Source organism: Nostoc sp. NMS9, from assembly GCF_017114995.1.
Lineage (GTDB): Bacteria > Cyanobacteriota > Cyanobacteriia > Cyanobacteriales > Nostocaceae > Nostoc.
On sequence record NZ_JABXKL010000074.1, the window covers coordinates 45,340 to 65,966 of the forward strand.

Genomic DNA, 20,627 nt, shown 5'->3' on the forward strand with positions numbered 1-20,627 from the left:
AAGCACGGCTGGAGTATTTGGCATGATGATTGCATTACCCGGATTTCAGATTGTCACTTTGTTAAAAGCAGGGGTAAAAGCAGTCATATACCGTGGAATTAAGGTTAAAGATCAGTGTCCGGTAATTATCAAAGGGCTACGTCCAGAACAGTGTACACCCAATAATATTGAACAACTCAAACATGAGTATGCGATCGCTCAAAGGTTAAATAGCGCCGCCGCCCTCATTGTCTACGCCTTAGAAATGCATCAGGGAATCCCTTATTTAATTATGGAGGATTTTCAGGCGCGATCGCTCGATCAATTGCTAGACCAATTTCAACAGCCTGTGCCGTTTCTGAAGATTGCGATTGAAATCACTAGCAAACTTGCACAAATTCACACTTATCATATTGTCCACAAGGATATTAAGCCGCAAAATATCTTAATTAACCTCGAAACTAGTCAGGTCAAAATTGCTGATTTTGGAATTGCTACGTTCATTCCATACCAGCAGCAAATGGTTAGCAGTTCCAGTCGCATTGAAGGCAGTCTACCTTATTTATCACCTGAGCAAACCGGGCGGATGAATCGAGGAATTGACCATCGCAGCGATTTGTATTCTCTGGGAATCACCTTTTATGAGATGCTGACAGGTCAGCTACCATTTCAAGGCAAAGACCCCTTAGAATGGGTGCATTGTCATATTGCCAAATCTCCACCATCCCCGAAAAAGCTAAACTCTGATATTCCCCAAATGCTCTGTGACATCATCATCAAATTGCTGTCGAAGGTTGCAGAACAGAGGTATCAGAGCGCTTTAGGTTTGCAATTTGATCTGGAACGGTGCTTAAAGCAATTGGAGACAACTGGACAAATCCAATCCTTTGTTTTGGGTGAGCAAGATATCTCAGAGCGCTTTCAAATTCCTCAAAAATTGTATGGGCGAGAACCAGAGATTGCCAAGCTTTTACAAGCATTTGAACGAGTTGTTAGTCAAGGGAAACCAGAACTGGTGTTAGTTTCTGGCTATGCTGGGGTTGGTAAATCTTCTCTGGTGAAGGAGATTCACAAGCCCATTGTTAGAGAACGCGGGGTTTTTATCTCTGGTAAATTTGATCAGTACAAACGAGATATTCCTTACTCCACCATTGTTCAAGCTTTTCAAACACTGGCTCGACAAATTTTAACGCAGCCTGAAAATCAACTTGCTACCTGGAAAAAGCGAATACAAGCAGCATTAGGGAACAATGGTAGATTAATCACAGATGTAATTCCAGAAGTTGAACTAATCGTTGGAGAACAGCCTCCTATACCAGAGTTGGGGCCTGCCGAATCTCAAAACCGATTCAATTTGGTGTTTCAAAATTTTATCAGCGTCTTTGCTCAAAAAGAGCATCCACTCACTGTCTTTTTAGATGATATGCAGTGGGCAGACAGCGCTACTTTAAATTTAATTCAAACCGTCATTACTGGGTCTAGTATCCAATATCTCTGCTTCATTTTGGCTTTTCGAGATAACGAAGTAGATGTTGTGCATCCCTTTAGTTTGATGATGGACAAGATTTGCCAGTATGGAGCCAGAACAACTGAAATTCTCCTTACTCCCTTGAATATTGTTTATATAAATCAGTTGATTGCTGATACCTTGCATAGTTCAGTAGAACGAGTAGAACCTCTTGCTCAATTGATTATCCAAAAAACTGACGGTAATCCCTTTTTTGTCAATGAGTTTCTGAAAACACTCCATCAAGAAAATCTGCTGAATTTTGACCCCCCTCAATCCCCCACCCCCCTTGGTAAGGGGGGACAGAGGGGGGTAAAAGGGGGGTGGCAATGGAATTTAGCTCAGATTGAAGCCCAAGGTATGACAGATAATATTGTCAGTTTGATGATTGGGCGGATGCAAAAACTGCCAGCCGCAACTCAACAGGTGCTGAAGTTAGCCTCCTGTATTGGTAATCGCTTTGATTTAGAAGTTTTAGCAATCGTTGGTGAACAATCTATTGAAGAAACAGCGAATGCACTTGTTGATGCAATTTTAAGAGGATTAATTATCCCCATAGAGTCAGATGAAACTGCCCAGAAAAACTATCGTTTCTATCATGACCGAGTTCAACAAGCTGCATACTCCTTAATTGCTGATGAATCAAAGTCGGCAGTTCACCTGACAATTGGACGGCTTTTGCTGAAAAATGCTAGTCCTGAACAAATGAACGAGCAAATATTTGATTTAGTCAATCAACTCAATTTCGCTGTGGATCTAATTATTGAGCAGACAGAAAAAGATGAATTGCTACGGTTGAATTTAATCGCTGCTAAGAAAGCAAAAGCCTCTACAGCCTATACTCCTGCTAAAAAGTTTTTTAGCGTTGCCATGAATCTTTTACCTAAAAATTCCTGGATTGAACAATATGAACAAACATTTACTCTATTCAGAGAACTAGCTGAGTGTGAATTCTTAATAGGAAATTTAGGACAAGCGGAAGAATTATTTGAATTACTATTTATTAAAGCAGCATCTTATGTAGATAAATCTAATATTTATATGCTGCAAATCAGACTCTATCAAGTTGCAGGGAGGTATGAAGAGGCGCTGACATTGGGATTAGAAGCTTTAAAACTTTTTGGGGTGACATTCCCTGACACAAATGAGGAAGTGCAGGCTGCGATCGCAATTGAAAAAAACCAGGTATTAACCAATTTAGGTAACAGACAAGTCTCTGATATAATTAATGCTATAGTAATCCAAGATCCAAATATTAAAACAGTGATTAGTCTGTTGACAACTTTGGGGCCACCTACTTATCTCGGTAGACCTGATCTCTTTCCCTTAGTCGTACTTAAAGCAGTTAACTACTCACTCAAGTTTGGTAATACGGAAGATTCCTGCTTTGCCTACAGCATGTATGCCATGTTATTGGTTTCCATCTTCCATGATATTCCCACAGGGTACGCATTTTCTGAGATGACAATTCAATTAAATGAAAAGTTGCATGACTTGAAACTTAGAGGAGTTGTTCTGCACATTCATGGAAGTCATATTAATGTTTGGCGTAACCATATTGCTACCGATATTCCCTTTTTAGAGCGGGGATTTATCGGCTGTGTGGAAGCCGGTGATGTGACGATGGCAAACTACAATGGTTATCAAGGCTCGTGGCAAATTATCCAATTAGGTTTTCCACTTACAGAAACATACAAATCTCTAGAAAAATATACTGCATTCGCCCGCCAGTCTAAACATGAGACTGTCTATCAGACAATCAAACTACAGCAGATGCTACTGATGAATCTGCGCGGACTGACTCACCAAAATCTAACTCTAAGTAATGATGAATTTGATGAATCATCTGCTTTATCTATCATTACAGATGCAGGTTTTGTCAGTGGAATTATTTTTTATCATATTATAAAAGTAATTATATTTTTTACTTATGACCAATATCCAGAGGCATTGAATTCTGCCTTGAAATTGTCTAATTTTCCAGTTACAACACTGGCATTACCAATTGAAACAGATTACATTTTATATTACTCCCTGACTCTCACGGCTCTTTATTCAAGAGTATCTTATCAAGAGCAAGAGCAGTTTTTACAAACCCTAAAATCCCATCAGCAGCAATTGCAATATTGGGCTAATCACTGCCCTGCAAACTTTTTACATAAGTCTCAGTTAGTAGCTGCTGAAATAGCTCGAATTGAAAATCGTGACTTGGAAGCAATGCGTCTGTATGAGCAATCAATTGCTTCAGCCCGTGAGCAAGGATTTGTACAATATGAAGCTTTAGCTCATGAGTTAGGCGCTAAGTTTTACTTAGAGCAGAAGTTTGAATTAATTGCCAAAACTTACTTGCAAGAAGCTAAAAATGCTTATGTACGCTGGGAGGCATCTGCTAAAGTTAAGCACCTCGAAGAGTACTATCCCCAGCTATTGCCACAACAACAGCTTCTCTCTAACGGAACGTTTTTCAGCACAGGTGAATACCTAGACTTCTTATCGGTCGTTAAAGCCTCTCAAACCATATCTAGTGAAATTGTGCTTTCGCAGTTGTTGAAGACATTAATGCAGATTGTCATTGAGCAAGCAGGAGCAGAGATTGGTTATTTATTGCTTGAATATGAGCAAAAATTGGCGATCGAAGTAGAAGCTAAATTTAATCCCCAAGCTGAAAAAATCAATGTTTATCGACCTGTATTGGAGGGTGAAATTTCACAGGTTATTCCTCAATCAATACTGAATTATGTTCAGCGAACTCAAGAAACAGTGATTTTGCAGAATGCCACTGAGCAGAATATGTTTTCCAAAGACGAGTATGTAATTAAAAAGCAACCTAAATCTGTACTTTGTTTACCAATCACCCATCAGTCGAAATTACTTGGTATTTTATATTTAGAAAACAATCTGATTTCCAGCGCCTTTACACAGGAGAAACTTTCCGTACTGGAAATATTGACAGTTCAAATTGCTATTTCTCTAGAAAATGCTCGTCTTTTTCAAGGTCTAGAAAATAGTCAAGAAAAACTCAATCTGGCGTTAAAATCTGCCCAAATCGGTGTTTGGAGTTGGGATATTGCCAACGATCGCTTTGATTGGGATGAGCAAATTTATCAACTATTTGGGTTAACACCTGAAACTTTTGCTGGAACTTCCGAAGCAATTTTAGTTCGCCTGCATCCAGATGATCGAGCATTGCTGGTTCAATCGTTGAGCCGAGCGATTAACGAAGGTGTGGAACATGATTTAGAATATCGAATTATTCAAGATGACGGCAGTATCGGCTACCTAGCCTGCCGAGGAAAAGCCTTTTTCAATGAAGCTGGTAAAGCCACACACATGAGTGGTGTTGTGCTTGATATTACACATCGCAAACAATCTGAGGCAGAACGAATCCAACTGATTCAAGAGCAAACCGCCCGACAAGAAGCAGAAGCCGATCAACAACGGGCAGCGTTTTTGGCTCAAATCAGTGCAATACTCGCCTCTTCCCTTGATTACGAAAGGACGCTAACAAGCGTGGCAAACCTGGCTGTGCCTTACTTTGCCGATTGGTGCAGCGTTGATCTGCTGCAAGACAACCAATCAATTAATCGGGTAGCAGTTACTCACCGTGATCTAGAGAAAGTTAAGCTCGGTTGGGAACTTCATCAGCGTTATCCCAGAGGGTTGGATGCAGCTGAAGGTGTGCCGAAAGTGGTGCGTACAGGAGTTGCAGAAATGGTAGCAGAAATTTCAGATGCAGCCCTAGCAGCAGCCATCAAAGATCCAGAACATCTCCAGATTCTGCGTGAACTTGGCTTAAAGTCATGTATAGTAGTTCCCTTGATGGCACGCGGACGGATTTTTGGTGCAATTTCCTTTGTGACTGCTGAATCAGAACGTCGTTACAGCACGGCTGACTTGTCACTAGCAAAAGATGTTGCCCATCGAGGTGCGATCGCCATTGATAATGCCCGCCTTTACCAAGAAGCGCAGCAAGCACAAACAACAGCAGAGCGAGCATTAGAGCGAATTGCCCGTCTTCAATCCATCACAGCTGCTCTTTCAGAATCCCTGACACCAGCCCAAGTATCTGAAGTCATTGTAGAGCAGAGCATGGCTGCCTTGGGAGCCAGTTCTGCCCTTGTTGCCTTGGTGAATGACAGTAAAACTGAACTGGAAATTGTGCGGGCGGTTGGCTATAAACAGGATTTGATAGATGCTTGGCGTATTTTTGCCATCGATTCACCCTCTCCACTAGCAGAAGCTGTGCGAACTGGGAAACCTATTTGGGCACAAGCAACAGAAAATCGGGTAGCTCATTACCCACATTTAGCAGAAATTTATGCTCAATATGATTTTAATGCCTGGATTTCTATTCCTTTGATGGTAGAAGGTTGGGCAGTTGGCGGTATAAGTTTGGGATTTACTCAGCCTCAACAACTGAGTGGAGAAGATCAAGCATTTATTTTGGCTGTTGCTCAACAATGCGCCCAAGCGATCGCTCGCGCCCATCTCTATGAAGCCGAACAAATGGCACGAAGCGCTGCTGAATCAGCAAACCGCATCAAAGATGAATTTCTCGCTGTGCTATCCCATGAATTGAGAACACCGCTTAATCCAATTCTGGGATGGACAAAACTGATGCGAACCCGCAAGCTCGACCAAGCAACAAGCGATCGCGCCCTAGAAACCATTGAGCGTAATGCGAAGTTACAAACCCAATTAATTGAAGATTTGCTCGATGTCTCCCGCATCCTTCAGGGTAAACTTAACCTCAACTTCTACCGGATTAATTTGGTATCAGTCATTGAAGTTGCGATCGAGACAGTGCGTTTATCGGCGGAGGCTAAGTCTATCCAGATTCAGACAATTCTTGAATCCGGTGTCGGGGAAGTTTTAGGCGATGCCAATCGATTGCAACAAGTCATTTGGAATATCCTTTCTAATGCCATTAAGTTTACTCCCATCGGTGGACAGGTAAAAATTAAATTAGAGCAAGTTGGCTCACAGGTACAAATCTGTGTAACTGACACAGGAAAGGGAATTGCACCGGAGTTTTTACCTTATGTCTTTGATTATTTCCGTCAAGCAGATGGTGCGACAACTCGAAAATTTGGCGGTTTAGGTTTAGGATTAGCGATCGTCCGCCATCTTGTGGAACTTCACGGGGGAACTGTGCAAGCAGAAAGTCTGGGTGAAGGACAAGGAGCAAGTTTTACCGTCAGACTTCCATACTTACAGGATGAAAACAAAGGAATCAAGGATGCAAAAGATAACTACTCACTGGTGGCGGCTCAGTCTTCGCCCTTGTCTGGCTTAGAGATTCTGGTGGTGGATGATGATGCAGATATGCAAGAATTTTTGCCCTTCATGCTAGAGCAGTATGGTGCAACTGTTACCGTTGTCGCTTCAGCTATTGAAGCTTTAACTGCATTGAGTCAATCCCAGCCAAATCTAATTATCAGTGATATCGGGATGCCAGAAATGGATGGCTATATGCTGATGCGACAGATAAGGAGTCTAGAACCAGAGCAAGGAGGGACAATTCCCGCGATCGCTTTAACTGCTTATGCTGGTGAGATGGATCGTCAACAAGCGATCGCTGTGGGATTTCAACAGCATATTTCCAAACCTGTAGATCCAGAAGAATTGGTGAAGGCGATCGCGTCATTGGTTCCCGATTTGGCATGATGGTGGAATATAGCAGGTTACAATTTTGCCAGAGTCAATTGCTTCACTCCAACCGATTAAAAGTCAATAAGGTTCAGTTAGACTTGATCCTGCTAGAGGAGGTCAGCGATCATGTACAACAAAATAAGGAGGTCATTTGACCCAAGAAAAACAGCCAAGCGACGGTATAAAACGCTCTCAGGGCAAATTTGACCCCTTCCAAGAAACTAGGCAATGGTCAGCAGCAGCATCCGAGGAACGCTGTAAAAGAATAGCCAGAAACATAGGTAAACGATTAGTTGAAATAATCGATAACAGAAGACGAACCCCTACCAATAATTTGTATTTTTGAGGACTACCCAGATGACTGAGACAGCAACCCAAATACCGTTAACCGCCTTACTTCCTATGCTGACAGCGATCAGTGAACGGGACTACCCACGTTTTAAGGAGCTTGAGATTGATTTTGCCTCTACTCACGGCGTAGAAGTGTGGGAGGATGTTTTTAATTTTCGTCTCAAGCCAGCACTAGACAAAGACTCTGATCATTGGCTATTAATTCAAAAATGCAGTAAAGGTTTTACAGTAGTATCAACGATATAGCCAAACACGCAACAGCGACAGCAATTGCTCAGTATCTACGGGTTTAGTAATATAATCTGATGCGCCAGCTTCAATACACTTCTCGCGATCGCCTTGCATGGCTTTTGCGGTCAGTGCAATAATCGGCAAAGACTTAAATTGCTCGTTTTGGCGGATCGTGCGTGTTGTTTCGTAACCATCCATTTCTGGCATCATTACGTCCATCAAAACAACATCAATATCTGGTGTATTTTCTAACATGGTAATCCCCTCTCTACCATTTTCAGCATATAAAACCTGGATTTGATAACGCTCTAGCATACTGGTAAGGGCAAAGATATTCCGCATATCGTCGTCTACAATTAGCGCTTTTTTGCCAGTGAGTAAGTAGTCTTGTGAATGCAGTTGTTCGAGTATTTGTCGCTTCGGTGCAGGTAAATTTGCTTGGACTCGGTGTAAAAATAATGCTGTTTCATCGAGGAGACGTTCGGGCGATCGCACATCTTTAATAATGATTGTCTCGGCAATCCGTCTGAGTTCTGTTTCTTGAGCTTTGCTAATTTCTCTACCTGTGTAGACAATAATTGGCAAACTTTTGCCGTTAGGTAGAAGCTTGATCTGCTCAATTAGTTCAAACCCGGTCATGTCGGGTAGCCCTAAATCAAGAACGAGGCAATCAAAATGCTGGGTGCGAATAGCTTCTAGAGCAGCTGCACCGTCAGCCACAGCAGTGGTCGAAACATCGCTGTTACCAATCAACTCAACAATACTCAGCCGTTGAGTGTCGTCGTCTTCGACTACCAATAAATTTTTCACTTGGCGCTCAACAAAACCTTTAATTTTGGTCAACGCCTCAGATATTGTCTCGCTGGTTAAAGGTTTTTGCAGATATGCGATCGCACCTAGTTGCAAACCACGTTGTCTCCCTTCTTCAACAGTCATGATATGTACGGGAATGTGACGGGTATTTGGGTCATGTTTCAGACGATCCAATACTGTCCAACCATCCATTTCTGGCAACCGGATATCTAGCAAAACGGCTGAAGGTAGGAATTGCTGCGCTAGCATCAAACCTGTACTACCGGTTTGGGCGGCTATCACCTTGAATCCTTGTTGTTGCGCCATATCTAGAAGGATACGCGCAAAATTAACATCATCTTCGACAATTAGTAACACGCGATCGCCTCTTTCTATAGTCGTGCGATCGTCATTAATCAGTGCAGAGTGCTGAGTGAGGAGTGAGGAGTGGGGAGTGAGGAGTGAGGAGTGGGGAGTGGGGAGTCCAAAGTAGGGAGTACTGGATTGTGTCGATGTCAACTCAGAACTCAGCACTCGTGACTCAGCACTCAATTGTGGTAGATAGAATGTAAAAGTGCTACCTTCACCGGGTTGACTGATTAGTTTAATTTCGCCGCCGAAGAGACGGGCAATTTCGCGGCTAATTGATAAGCCCAATCCGGTACCGCCGTATCTCCGACTGGTAGAGCCATCGGCTTGCTGGAATGCTTCAAAAATCACTTTCTGTTTTTCGGGGGCAATCCCAATGCCTGTATCGCTGACTGAGAAAGCAATCACCAGCTGGGCACGATTTAAGGTTTCGTTGTCGTTGCTCCACCCTAGCTTGGCCACCGCAATCCGTAAGCGTACCTCCCCTTGCTCTGTAAATTTAAAAGCGTTGGAGAGGAGATTTTTCAACACCTGTTGTATACGTTTGACATCTGTATAAATGCTGTTTGGCAATTCGGGAGTAAATTCGATTGCGAAAGTAAGTCCTTTGCTCTGAGCGATTTGCCGGAAGGTGCGCTCAATCTGTTCACCCAACTCTGCCAATGGCATTTGAGTCATGTCAATGGACATGGTTCCAGATTCAATTTTAGCGAGATCCAGAATGTCATTAATCAATGCCAACAAGTCAGTACCGGCTGAGTAAATTGTCTGGCTGTATTCGACTTGCTTGGCGGTGAGGTTGCGATCGATATTATCTGTCAATAATTTCGCCAAAATCAACAAGCTATTTAGCGGTGTCCGCAGTTCATGGGACATATTGGCGAGAAATTCTGATTTGTATTTTGAGGAGAGGGCGAGTTGTTCAGCCTTGTCTTCTAAAGACAGTCTTGCTTGTTCGATTTCTCGATTTTTGCGCTCGACTTCTTTCTTCTGCATTGCCAACAACTCTGCCTTTTCTTCTAATTCGGCGTTGGTTTGTTGCAGTTCCTCTTGCTGTCCTTTGAGTAAATCCTCAGAGGTTTTGAGTGATTGGGCTTGTTGTTCTAGACGCTTGTTGGTTTCGCGGAGTTCGCTTTGCTGGGTTTGAAGTTCTTCAGCTAAAGATTGCGATTGTTTGAGTAATTCTTCAGTTCGCATCGATGCTGCGATCGTGTTGAGGACGATCGCGATACTTTCGGTAAGCTGGTCGAAGAATGTCAGATGAATTTCGCTAAAGCGGCGGAAGGATGCTAATTCAATCACTGCTGTCACCTGTCCTTCAAAAAGTACAGGTAAGACTACGGCATTCAGGGGCGTGGCTTCTCCTAACCCAGAGGCAATTCTGACATAATCACTTGGCACTTCCGTCAGCAGAATTCGCTCTTTTTCTAAAGCGCATTGTCCCACCAAACCTTCACCCAAGTGGAAGCGGTTAGCTAGATGTCTGCGTTCGCGGTAAGCGTAGCTACTGATTAGTTTCAAATACGGTGTATTTTCCAGAGAGTCCATCAGGAAGAATACGCCGTGTTGCGCTCCTACCAGGGGTGCTAGTTCTGAGAGAATTAGTTTAGATACGGTTTCTAAGTCTCGCTGCCCTTGCAGCATTCGGGTAAACTTGGCTAAGTTAGTTTTCAACCAGTCTTGTTCGGTATTTTTCTGCGTTGTCTCCCGCAGATTAGCAATCATCTGGTTGATGTTGTCTTTGAGTATTGCTACTTCCCCTAGTGCTTCGACGGCAATTGAACGAGTTAAATCACCTTTGGTTACAGCTGTAGCAACTTCTGCGATCGCTCGCAACTGAGTTGTCAGTGTAGCAGCAAGTTCGTTCACATTATCCGTCAAATCTTTCCAAGTTCCAGCCGCCCCAGGTACTCTAGCTTGTCCGCCTAACTTCCCTTCAATTCCCACTTCCCTTGCTACCGTGGTTACTTGATTGGCAAATGTCGCTAGAGTATCAATCATCTCGTTGATTGTCTCTGCCAAAGTTTCAATTTCTCCCTTGGCATCTAACATTAGTTTCCGTTTCAAGTCACCGTTAGCAACTGCGGTTACAACTCTAGCGATACCGCGTACTTGTGCCGTTAAGTTCCCCGCCATCGAGTTAACGTTGTCTGTTAAATCTTTCCAAGTACCCGCGACACCTTGGACTTGTGCTTGTCCGCCCAATTTTCCTTCAGTTCCCACTTCCCGCGCTACCCGCGTTACTTCACTGGCAAAGGAACTGAGTTGATCTACCATCGTGTTGGTGGTGTTCTTCAAATCCAAAATTTCACCTTTGGCATCGACGGTAATTTTCTTGGATAGGTCGCCATTTGCTACCGCTTTCGTAACTTCCGCGATGTTGCGAACTTGTCCAGTAAGGTTCCCCGCCATTGAGTTAACGTTGTCTGTTAAATCTTTCCAAGTCCCAGCCACTCCTCTGACGTAAGCTTGCACGCCTAATTTACCTTCCGTTCCCACCTCACGGGCAACCCTGGTAACTTCTGATGCAAAGGAATTTAGCTGATCCACCATTGTATTAATGGTGTTTTTAAGTTCCTGGATTTCGCCTTTGACATCCACGGTGATTTTTTTAGATAAGTCGCCGTTAGCTACTGCTGTGGTAACTTCGGCAATATTCCGCACTTGCGCCGTCAAACTTCCCGCCATGAAGTTTACGCTGTCGGTTAAATCTTTCCAAGTACCGGCTACACCTTTAACTTCTGCTTGTACACCCAATTTTCCTTCAGTTCCCACCTCACGGGCAACCCGCGTTACTTCACTTGCAAAAGAATTGAGTTGATCTACCATTGTATTAACAGTGTTTTTCAACTCTAAAATTTCACCTTTGACATCAACGGAGATTTTCTTAGATAAGTCGCCATTAGCTACAGCTGTGGTAACGGCGGCAATGTTTCGCACCTGTGCCGTTAAGCTTCCCGCCATGAAGTTTACGCTGTCAGTTAAATCTTTCCAAGTGCCAGCCACGCCGCGCACATCTGCTTGGACGCCCAGTTTACCCTCACTTCCCACTTCACGAGCAACTCGCGTTACTTCACTTGCAAAGGAGTTGAGTTGATCCACCATGATATTGATGGTATTCTTGAGTTCTAAAATTTCGCCTTTGACAGCAACAGTAATTTTCTTGGATAAGTCACCATTAGCGATCGCAGTCGTAACTTCGGCAATATTGCGCACCTGTGCTGTCAAGCTTCCCGCCATGAAGTTCACACTGTCGGTTAAATCTTTCCAAGTGCCGGCAACGTCTTTCACTTCCGCTTGTACACCCAATTTCCCTTCAGTTCCCACTTCACGGGCAACTCTTGTAACTTCACTTGCAAAGGAACTAAGTTGATCCACCATTGTATTAATGGTATTTTTCAACTCCAGAATTTCACCTTTGACATCAACAGTGATTTTCTTGGATAAATCGCCAGTTGCCACCGCCGTAGTTACTTCGGCAATATTCCGCACCTGTGCCGTTAAACTTCCCGCCATGAAGTTCACGCTGTCAGTTAAATCTTTCCACGTACCCGCTACACCGCGCACTTCTGCTTGCACACCAAGTTTACCTTCGCTTCCCACCTCACGGGCAACTCTTGTTACTTCACTTGCAAAGGAATTGAGTTGATCCACCATTGTGTTGATGGTATTTTTAAGTTCCAGAATTTCACCTTTGACATCGACGGTGATTTTCTTGGATAAGTCGCCTGTTGCAACCGCCGTAGTCACTTCGGCAATGTTCCGCACCTGTGCCGTTAAACTTCCCGCCATGAAATTCACACTATCGGTAAGGTCCTTCCAAGTTCCAGCCACGCCGCGCACATCGGCTTGCACACCCAGTTTACCTTCACTGCCCACTTCACGGGCAACTCTTGTTACTTCACTAGCAAAAGAACTAAGTTGATCCACCATGATATTGATGGTATTTTTGAGTTCAAGAATTTCACCTCTGACATCGACGGTGATTTTCTTAGATAGATCGCCATTTGCGATCGCAGTGGCAACTTCAGCAATATTTCGCACCTGTCCGGTGAGATTACCCGCCATTAAGTTAACGTTATCAGTTAAATCTTTCCAAGTCCCCGCTACTCCCCGGACTTCTGCTTGTACACCCAACTTCCCTTCAGTTCCCACCTCACGGGCAACTCTTGTTACTTCTGATGCAAAGGAATTGAGTTGATCCACCATTGTATTGATGGTGTTTTTCAACTCTAAAATTTCACCTTTGACATCCACAGTGATTTTCTTAGATAAATCGCCATTAGCTACCGCCGTAGTCACTTCGGCAATATTCCGCACCTGTGCCGTCAAGCTTCCCGCCATGAAATTCACACTATCGGTAAGGTCTTTCCATGTACCCGCTACCCCGCGCACTTCTGCTTGACCGCCCAATTTACCTTCTGCACCTACTTCACGGGCAACTCTTGTTACTTCCGATGCAAAGGAATTAAGTTGATCCACCATGATGTTGACGGTGTTTTTCAACTCTAAAATTTCGCCTTTGACATCCACAGTGATTTTCTTGGAAAGGTCCCCATTAGCTACCGCCGTTGTCACTTCCGCAATGTTACGAACTTGGGCTGTTAAATTCCCTGCCATCAAGTTAACGTTGTCTGTGAGATCCTTCCAAGTTCCTGCTACACCCTTAACTTCTGCTTGTACGCCCAACTTCCCTTCAGTTCCTACTTCACGGGCAACTCGCGTCACTTCCGATGCAAAAGAATTCAGTTGATCCACCATCGTGTTGACAGTGTTTTTGAGTTCCAGAATTTCGCCTTTGACATCGACGGTGATTTTTTTGGATAAGTCACCATTTGCGATCGCAGTGGCAACTTCGGCAATGTTACGAACTTGTCCGGTGAGATTACCCGCCATCAAGTTAACGTTATCAGTCAAATCTTTCCAAGTGCCAGCTACACCTTGCACTTCGGCTTGGACACCCAACTTACCTTCAGTTCCTACTTCACGCGCCACCCGCGTTACTTCCGATGCAAAAGAACCAAGCCGATCTACCATCGTGTTGACGATATTAGCAGTTTGGAGAAACTCACCTTGGAGAGGTCTGCCATCAATTTCTGTAGCGATCGTTTGGGATAAGTCACCATTGGCGACTGACCGAATTACCCGGGTAGTTTCAGCTGTTGGTTGAACTAAATCTGTAATTAGAGTATTGACAGAAGCAACACAATCTGACCAAGAACCTCGAACATCTCCGAGAGAGGCGCGATCGGCAATTTTACCTTCTTTGCCGACAACATTACCAATCCGTTGTAGTTCGGCCGCCATCCGCTCATTTTGATCAATAATACCATTGAGCGTATCAGCGATTTTCCCCGCAACACCAGTATGGTCTATGGGCATCCGAGCCGAGAAGTCACCCTGTTTAACAGCATTCAGCGTTCTTAGTAGCTGATTTAAATCGAGATTGTCGCTGTCTCTAGTTAACTGTTCGGTTGCCATAGCCTTATCCTTAATCTTGAATATTGAGGAATTTTTTGTATTTTTTGCACCCCGTACCTAGTGAGATAACTTTTAGGTAATGCGGATCAAAATAGAGAGTAGGGAATAGAAAGTGGATCAAACTAATTTTTATGGGTGCGAGTGTAAGCAGTTGATAAAGACTGCTAACTAAATGGTATTGCCGTCGATGTATCTGGCATACCACTTAGCTAATGATAGCTAGTACAGGTCGGCGATGCCTAACTTGGGCGAGTAAGCGATCGCACAGTAGAACACAAGATGACAATTAACATTACGTTTTTTGATTTTTGGAATTTGAGGAAAGCAGCAAATCAATAAATTCTAACTGATAACTGAGGTTTGCTAAAGTCAGAAATATCCGGCAACTCCAAGGATTGGCAAATGGTTAGAGAGTACTCAGCCCAGAGACATCTGCCTCCGCTTGAAAGTGGCGATCGCTTAACTCGCCCTGAATTTGAACGGCGTTATGCGGCTGCACCCCATATCAAGAAAGCAGAACTGATTGAACGAATCGTTTACATCGCATCTCCTGTAAGACATGAGCAACATGGCAAACCCCACAGTCGGGTCATAACTTGGTTAGGAGTCTACCAATCACTGACTCCTGGCGTTGACTTAAGCGTTGAACCAACCGTCAGACTAGATTTAGACAATGAACCCCAGCCAGATGTAGTGCTGTTTATTGAACCAGACGCAGGCGGACAAATGCGTTTGAGCAGCGTCGGCTCGTTCTAAAACGCTGGAATTTTTTTTACGACGTGCCATAATGCATCTCTGCTACTAGGCTATTGATATTTTTTTATACCAAAATATTTCTGATTGTCATGGGAAAATATAGCAAATCAGTTGCCTAGGCGTAGCCCGTCGTAGACATCGTATCTCTAAAAGTTTAGTTAATTTCACGTAGACTATATTTTATTCCGGGTAGTAAATAAATTCATAAGTTCATTACAACAATTGCTGCAATGATTTAAGCGTTTCTTATATATGTCAGAGCATTTGTTGCAAAGTATTAAGCAATTGCAGCAACGGTTTATACATCTGCAAGAAAGACTTAAGCCTTTCTTATACATGTCAGAGTATTTGTTGCAAAGTATTAAGCAATTGCAGCAACGGCTTATACATTTGCAAGAAAAACTTAAGCCTTTCTTATAAATGAAGTAATATTAGCTGCAAAGGTTTAAATTTTCACAGTCTCAAGCGGAAAAAATCTAAGTATTTGTAGTAGCGTGGCACAGCTAAATTGATGCATTCTAAATCTTAGAAACCGGAGAGTTGCTGCTCTGCGAGTTCCCGATTTGATATTAGAATTAACTCTATCGCTTCCCGTAGGCTTTCTCTAGCTTCTTCCAGAGTTCTCTGTTGGAAATTTGCACCAGGTAACTCTTGAACGTAGCCAATATACCAGTCATCTAACTTTTCATATACAGCAGTAAAAGAGTTTTCCATACCCAACCCCAAATACTTCACTTCAAGTCTATAACTATATTAGCTTTTGCATTCCAGCCACAACAATTTCTGCCAGGTTATCTGATAAAGTTAGAAGCGGCTTTTGAAGTCCCCATTCTTTAACTTTACTTGCTGAAAGAGCGCCATGAGCCGTTGCATTCCGCAGTGCTTTTGCGAGTCTTACAGCTTCAACCCAGGTAGAAACAGGTTGAGATTTCACTATCCAATGTTCGATGATTTCTTGATCTCCATTTCCCAGACTGAGAAAATCTGCAAGTGCGCTCTTTCCTTGAATTGATGGATTTTTATTAAGCCATCTTTCAAGATTGACCCTTGTTGAATCGGGTGGATTTAATGAATTATAATTGTTTGGTAAATCACATTTAACCGTGAAAGATTTAATATTTTCTGTCTTTAGACCTCCATTACTTTTTTTCAATAGCAATGTTTTTGTAATTGTTTCAAATCCACCCCAAGTCATCACAAGTCGCCACTGAATACCACGTGCTTTATGTGTATCATTGGGTTTGTCAACTAAGCTATGACCAACAGCCGGCTCCTGCCATTCTAAGCCAGATTTAATCAGATAAAATCCTTTTGATAAGCCTTGGATAACATCATAGATATGGTCTGAGTTGTCTGAATGAGTCTGGTTGAAGTGTGAGAGCTTCTGGTGTATATGCTTGCACTTGCCTGGATCATTTATGCAAGATTCATAGGAACCAATAAATTGCCATAGTTCGCGCGAGACATCTTCAAGACGTGTAGATATATTCAGAGAATTTTGGATAACCATCATTATGAATAATATTTGTTTGTTGTCATCCAAAAATATAGACAGAAACAGCCTATTTTTAGAGAGGTATTCTGCATATAAATTGGTTTAATTATTCTATTTAGATAATTTAAATATTAATCCAGTATAAATACTGAATTAAACCACGACCCCTTCCAACTCCTCATCTGTCAACTCATATAATTGCCGCAATTTATCTAACTTCTCACCATCAGCTTCCCAGAAACCCCGCCCATACGCCTCTAACATTCTCCCTAAAATATTGCGAAAAGCTTCAGGATTTGCCTTACGTAATTTCTCCGCCATCTCTGCATCTAACGCATAAGTATCAGCTGCTTGATCGTAAACCCAATCATCAGTAAAATCAGCAGTACCACCCCAACCAATCAACGCCGTCATCCGTTGGGAAATTTCAAAAGCACCACCAGAACCTTGATTTGCCATCGCTTGCGCCCATTTGGGATTTACCAATTTGGTACGATACTCCATTCGTAGTAAATCATCTAAATTGCGGGGTGTAGTATCTTTCGAGAAACTTTCTACAAAGCTGGTTGTAACCTTTTTCCCACCTTGTTTTTCTGCCGCCTTTTTCAAACCGCCAGTATTAGCGTAATATTCTTGAATATCAGTTAAACCATATTCTACCGAATCAATTTCTTGAACAATGCGATCGCTAGTTTTTAACAAAGTATTCAACACTTCCGGTCTAGCTTCACCTTTATCTTCTCTCCCATAGCTGAATACATTGCGACTTTGCCAAGTATTACCTAACTCCTCACCAGATTCCCAGTTACCATCCACAACTCTATCATTCACCAAAGAACCAAAATCACCCGCCGGATTAGAAAACAATCTCGCCGATGCATTTTCTACACCTTGGGCTTTTAAAGCTAAAGCGTGTCTTCTAATAAAATTTTGATCTTCCGATTCATCAGCATCAGCCGCCCGTTGAAATAAATCATCCAACAATTCGATGATATTGACAAAACTATCCCGGAAAATTCCAGACAAATTACCCAACACATCAATACGGGGATGTCCCGCCTCGACCAACGGCTTCAACTCATAACGAACAACTCTACCAGTTCCTTCCTTAACAGGTTCAGCCCCCACCAATTCCAAAAGAATCCCCAAAGATTCACCCTTAGTTTTAATCGCATCCAATCCCCATAACATCACCGCCACCGTTTCTGGATATTTACCATATTCATCCAAATGCTGGGCGATAATTTTTTGAGCAATTTCCCGTCCCCGTTCATAAGCAGCAGGTGAAGGCATCCGATAAGGATCTAAAGCATGAATATTCCTTCCAGTCGGTAACACACCAGCCCCATCCCGTAACAAATCACCACCAGGCGCAGGCGGAATATACTCTCCATTCAACCCTCTTAACAAATTCGTTAACTCATCTGTAGATTGCATTAACAAATCCCTTATTAGTTTTTCCTCTTCTTCTCTTTCTTCCTTTATTCTTTCCTCCTCCCCAAAATATGCCTCCAAATAAGAAGCCAATTCCTCTTCATTCGGTGCCTCCCCCAAAGTATGCAACCCAGAAGAAAACAACCGATTTTCTAAAACCTGCAAATATCCATACAACTCCACCAAATAATCATCAAAAGCATGACTGCTAAACATCCGCACATTTTCAGGAGTAAACGCAATTCCCAACCGTTTAGCATCTTCAAACGGACAATCGGCATCTAAACCAGAATCCACAATTTTTTTACAAATTCCTTCCTTCAAGACATAATTCTTTTGCGGATCTTCACGATACTCCGAAATCAAATCTCGTAATGCCACCAATTCTTTATACAAACCTGCACGACCATAAGGCGGTACATTATGAGAAATCAACACACCATAACCGCGACGTTTTGCCAACATCGATTCAGACGGATTATTCGCCGCATATATATATAGATTAGGCAAATTTCCTAACAGAATATCCGACCAAGAATAACCCGTATTACCCAACGGAGAACCAGGCAACCATTCAACAGTTCCATGCATTCCAAAGTGAACTAAAGCATCAGCTTGAAACTCATTTCGTAACCATTTATAATAAGCAGCATATTGCGGATGTGGTGTTAAATCCCGTTCAAACATTAACCGCATCGGGTCGCCTTGTATCCCCAAAGGTGGTTGTACACCTATCCACACATTGCCTAATTGCACACCCCCAATTTGAAAATCGTCGCCATAAGTTTTAATTCCAGTTCCCGTGAGAGATTTCCATTGTTTTTCGATGCGGGAAGTTTGCAGATATCCCAACCATTTTTCTAGAGTACGGGCGTTAACAGACGCCGGGATATTTTTTGTATCATCAAAAGTTTCATCCGCCTCTTTCACCCAGCGAATCAATTCTTCCCCATCATCAGGCAAATCTCCGACGGTGTAACCTTGTTCTTTAAGTGCATGGAGAAACTTCAGCAGACTACGCGGCACATTTAATAATGCAGCTGTCCCCGCAGCACCATAACCAGGCGGAAACCCATATAAAACGATCGCAATTTTGCGTTCCGATGCAGGTTTTTGTCGCAAAGCCACCCAACTTTTTACTCTACCAATTAATCGCTGCACCCGTTCGGGAACCAGATAAATATTTTCGCCCACCAAACCACCGAGAGGAACAGTATCAATAGCCCCATCCAATTCTGGTAATGCATACAACACGACACTTTGCAATCCGCCAACACCTTGGCGCGTCCACGAGGAAATATCTTGAATTAATAGTGGTGCAGCAACAATATAAGGTACATTCTTGGCAGTGAGGATGCGTTTTGCTACTTCTATTTGACGGCCTGCTTCCATTGAACCAGCCGGACCACCCACCAGAGGAAAGCCAATTGTCGAAACGATCGCATCTACTTTTACTGCTTCACTAGATAGTGAGGGAGTTTCTATATTACCTAGTTGTCGTTGCTGAATTTCATAGTCGGTTGTCATTAAATCTCGTACCGCCACATGTCCTTCTACGCCGTTGATGAAGATGGGTAAAGGAGTTAACCCAGCTTTTTCAAAACTGCGAATCAGTTGGGGAATATAGGGTTGTTTGGTGATGACGTGTTTTCGGTAGAGGAGAATTCCGATAACTGGGGAGACGCGATTAGGGAAGACGCGATGAATCGCGTCTCTACAATGGGTTTTATACCATTCCAAATACTCGCGGGGCGATTCAAAAAACCCTTGATAGTCAGGATGAAGTAATCCGATGTTGGGGGTTTCAATTAGCGGGGGAATGTCGCCGACTTTTAAACCTAAGTATTTTTCTGCTAGTGTCCAGAATAATGAAGCGACGTTTTCTGGGCCGCCAGCATTCCAGTAACCATAGATAATTAACCAGTTGCGTAAGTCTTGGACTTTTTGCACTGGCAGATATTTCAGTAGTTTGGGGCCAATTTTTAAGAAGCTGATATAACCAGCGAGTTTGTCTTCTTCTCGTCCATTGCTAAATTTGTCGAGGATGAATTTAACTGGTTTGGGCATTCCTTTGGGTTTGTCGCCAATGGTAAAGTCACCCAACTTGGTTAAACTCATCAATTCTAAGGCTGACTCAAAGACTAGACGGATGGGAATTTGGGAAATGCGATCGCGCAACCACACAACCTGGTCATAATCAAATAGTAGGCTACCGAAAAACACATCAGCGCCATCAAGTGCTGCTTCTACCTCAGTACGTTTGTTGGTAAGATCGCGATCGCTAAATACCCGAATATCCAACTCAGGACAGCGAGAGTTAGCCAAAAAGGCTGCTTTTCTGTACAAGTCAGCGTTGAATGATTCAAACCCAGCAATCAAGACGATGCGTTTCATGCCTGTAAGCTACGAAATATTTCTTTACTTAAATTTTAAACGTGCTTTCAAGCTGATTGTTAAATATCTACCCACAGATTCCGGTCAGTAGTACCTTGAAGGAGTTAGAACTTTACTATCACCACTGCCTTTAGGATATTTTGATTTCAAAAAAGTTGTGATGTGTTGAGTCAAATTAAGTACATC

General features: G+C 42.9%; 6 protein-coding genes and 1 pseudogene. 3 read left to right on the plus strand and 4 right to left on the minus strand.

The genetic code is table 11. The features are described from left to right. Positions 1-22: 22 nt before the first annotated feature. Positions 23-7,153, plus strand: a complete 7,131-nt coding sequence (locus HWQ40_RS22720; RefSeq protein ID WP_292782133.1) for an AAA family ATPase — start codon at positions 23-25, stop codon at positions 7,151-7,153. Between the two features lie 342 nt (positions 7,154-7,495). Beyond that, entirely contained in the window at positions 7,496-7,735 is a 240-nt protein-coding gene (locus HWQ40_RS22725) for a hypothetical protein (RefSeq protein ID WP_292782136.1), read from the plus strand. Here the strand turns inward: HWQ40_RS22725 and HWQ40_RS22730 are convergent. Beyond that, positions 7,724-14,362, minus strand: coding sequence for a HAMP domain-containing protein (locus HWQ40_RS22730; RefSeq protein WP_292782139.1), 6,639 nt, complete (start codon positions 14,360-14,362; stop codon positions 7,724-7,726). The genes HWQ40_RS22725 and HWQ40_RS22730 overlap by 12 nt on opposite strands. Positions 14,363-14,764: 402 nt before the next feature. Between HWQ40_RS22730 and HWQ40_RS22735 the strand changes: the two are divergent. After that, a pseudogene (locus tag HWQ40_RS22735) lies at positions 14,765-15,100 on the plus strand (Uma2 family endonuclease); the annotation flags it as partial. 543 nt (positions 15,101-15,643) lie between these two features. Here HWQ40_RS22735 and HWQ40_RS22740 read toward each other — a convergent pair. From HWQ40_RS22740 to bchH, 3 genes are all read right to left on the minus strand, one after another. Beyond that, complete coding sequence (locus tag HWQ40_RS22740) at positions 15,644-15,832, minus strand: type II toxin-antitoxin system HicB family antitoxin (protein WP_292782141.1); 189 nt, start codon at positions 15,830-15,832, stop codon at positions 15,644-15,646. 34 nt (positions 15,833-15,866) lie between these two features. Continuing rightward, the gene (locus HWQ40_RS22745; RefSeq protein ID WP_292782143.1) at positions 15,867-16,661 is read right to left on the minus strand and encodes a hypothetical protein; all 795 of its coding nucleotides are present in this window, start codon (positions 16,659-16,661) and stop codon (positions 15,867-15,869) included. A 105-nt stretch (positions 16,662-16,766) separates the two neighbouring features. After that, positions 16,767-20,441, minus strand: a complete 3,675-nt coding sequence (gene bchH / locus HWQ40_RS22750) for a magnesium chelatase subunit H (RefSeq protein ID WP_292782145.1) — start codon at positions 20,439-20,441, stop codon at positions 16,767-16,769. Positions 20,442-20,627: the final 186 nt, after the last annotated feature.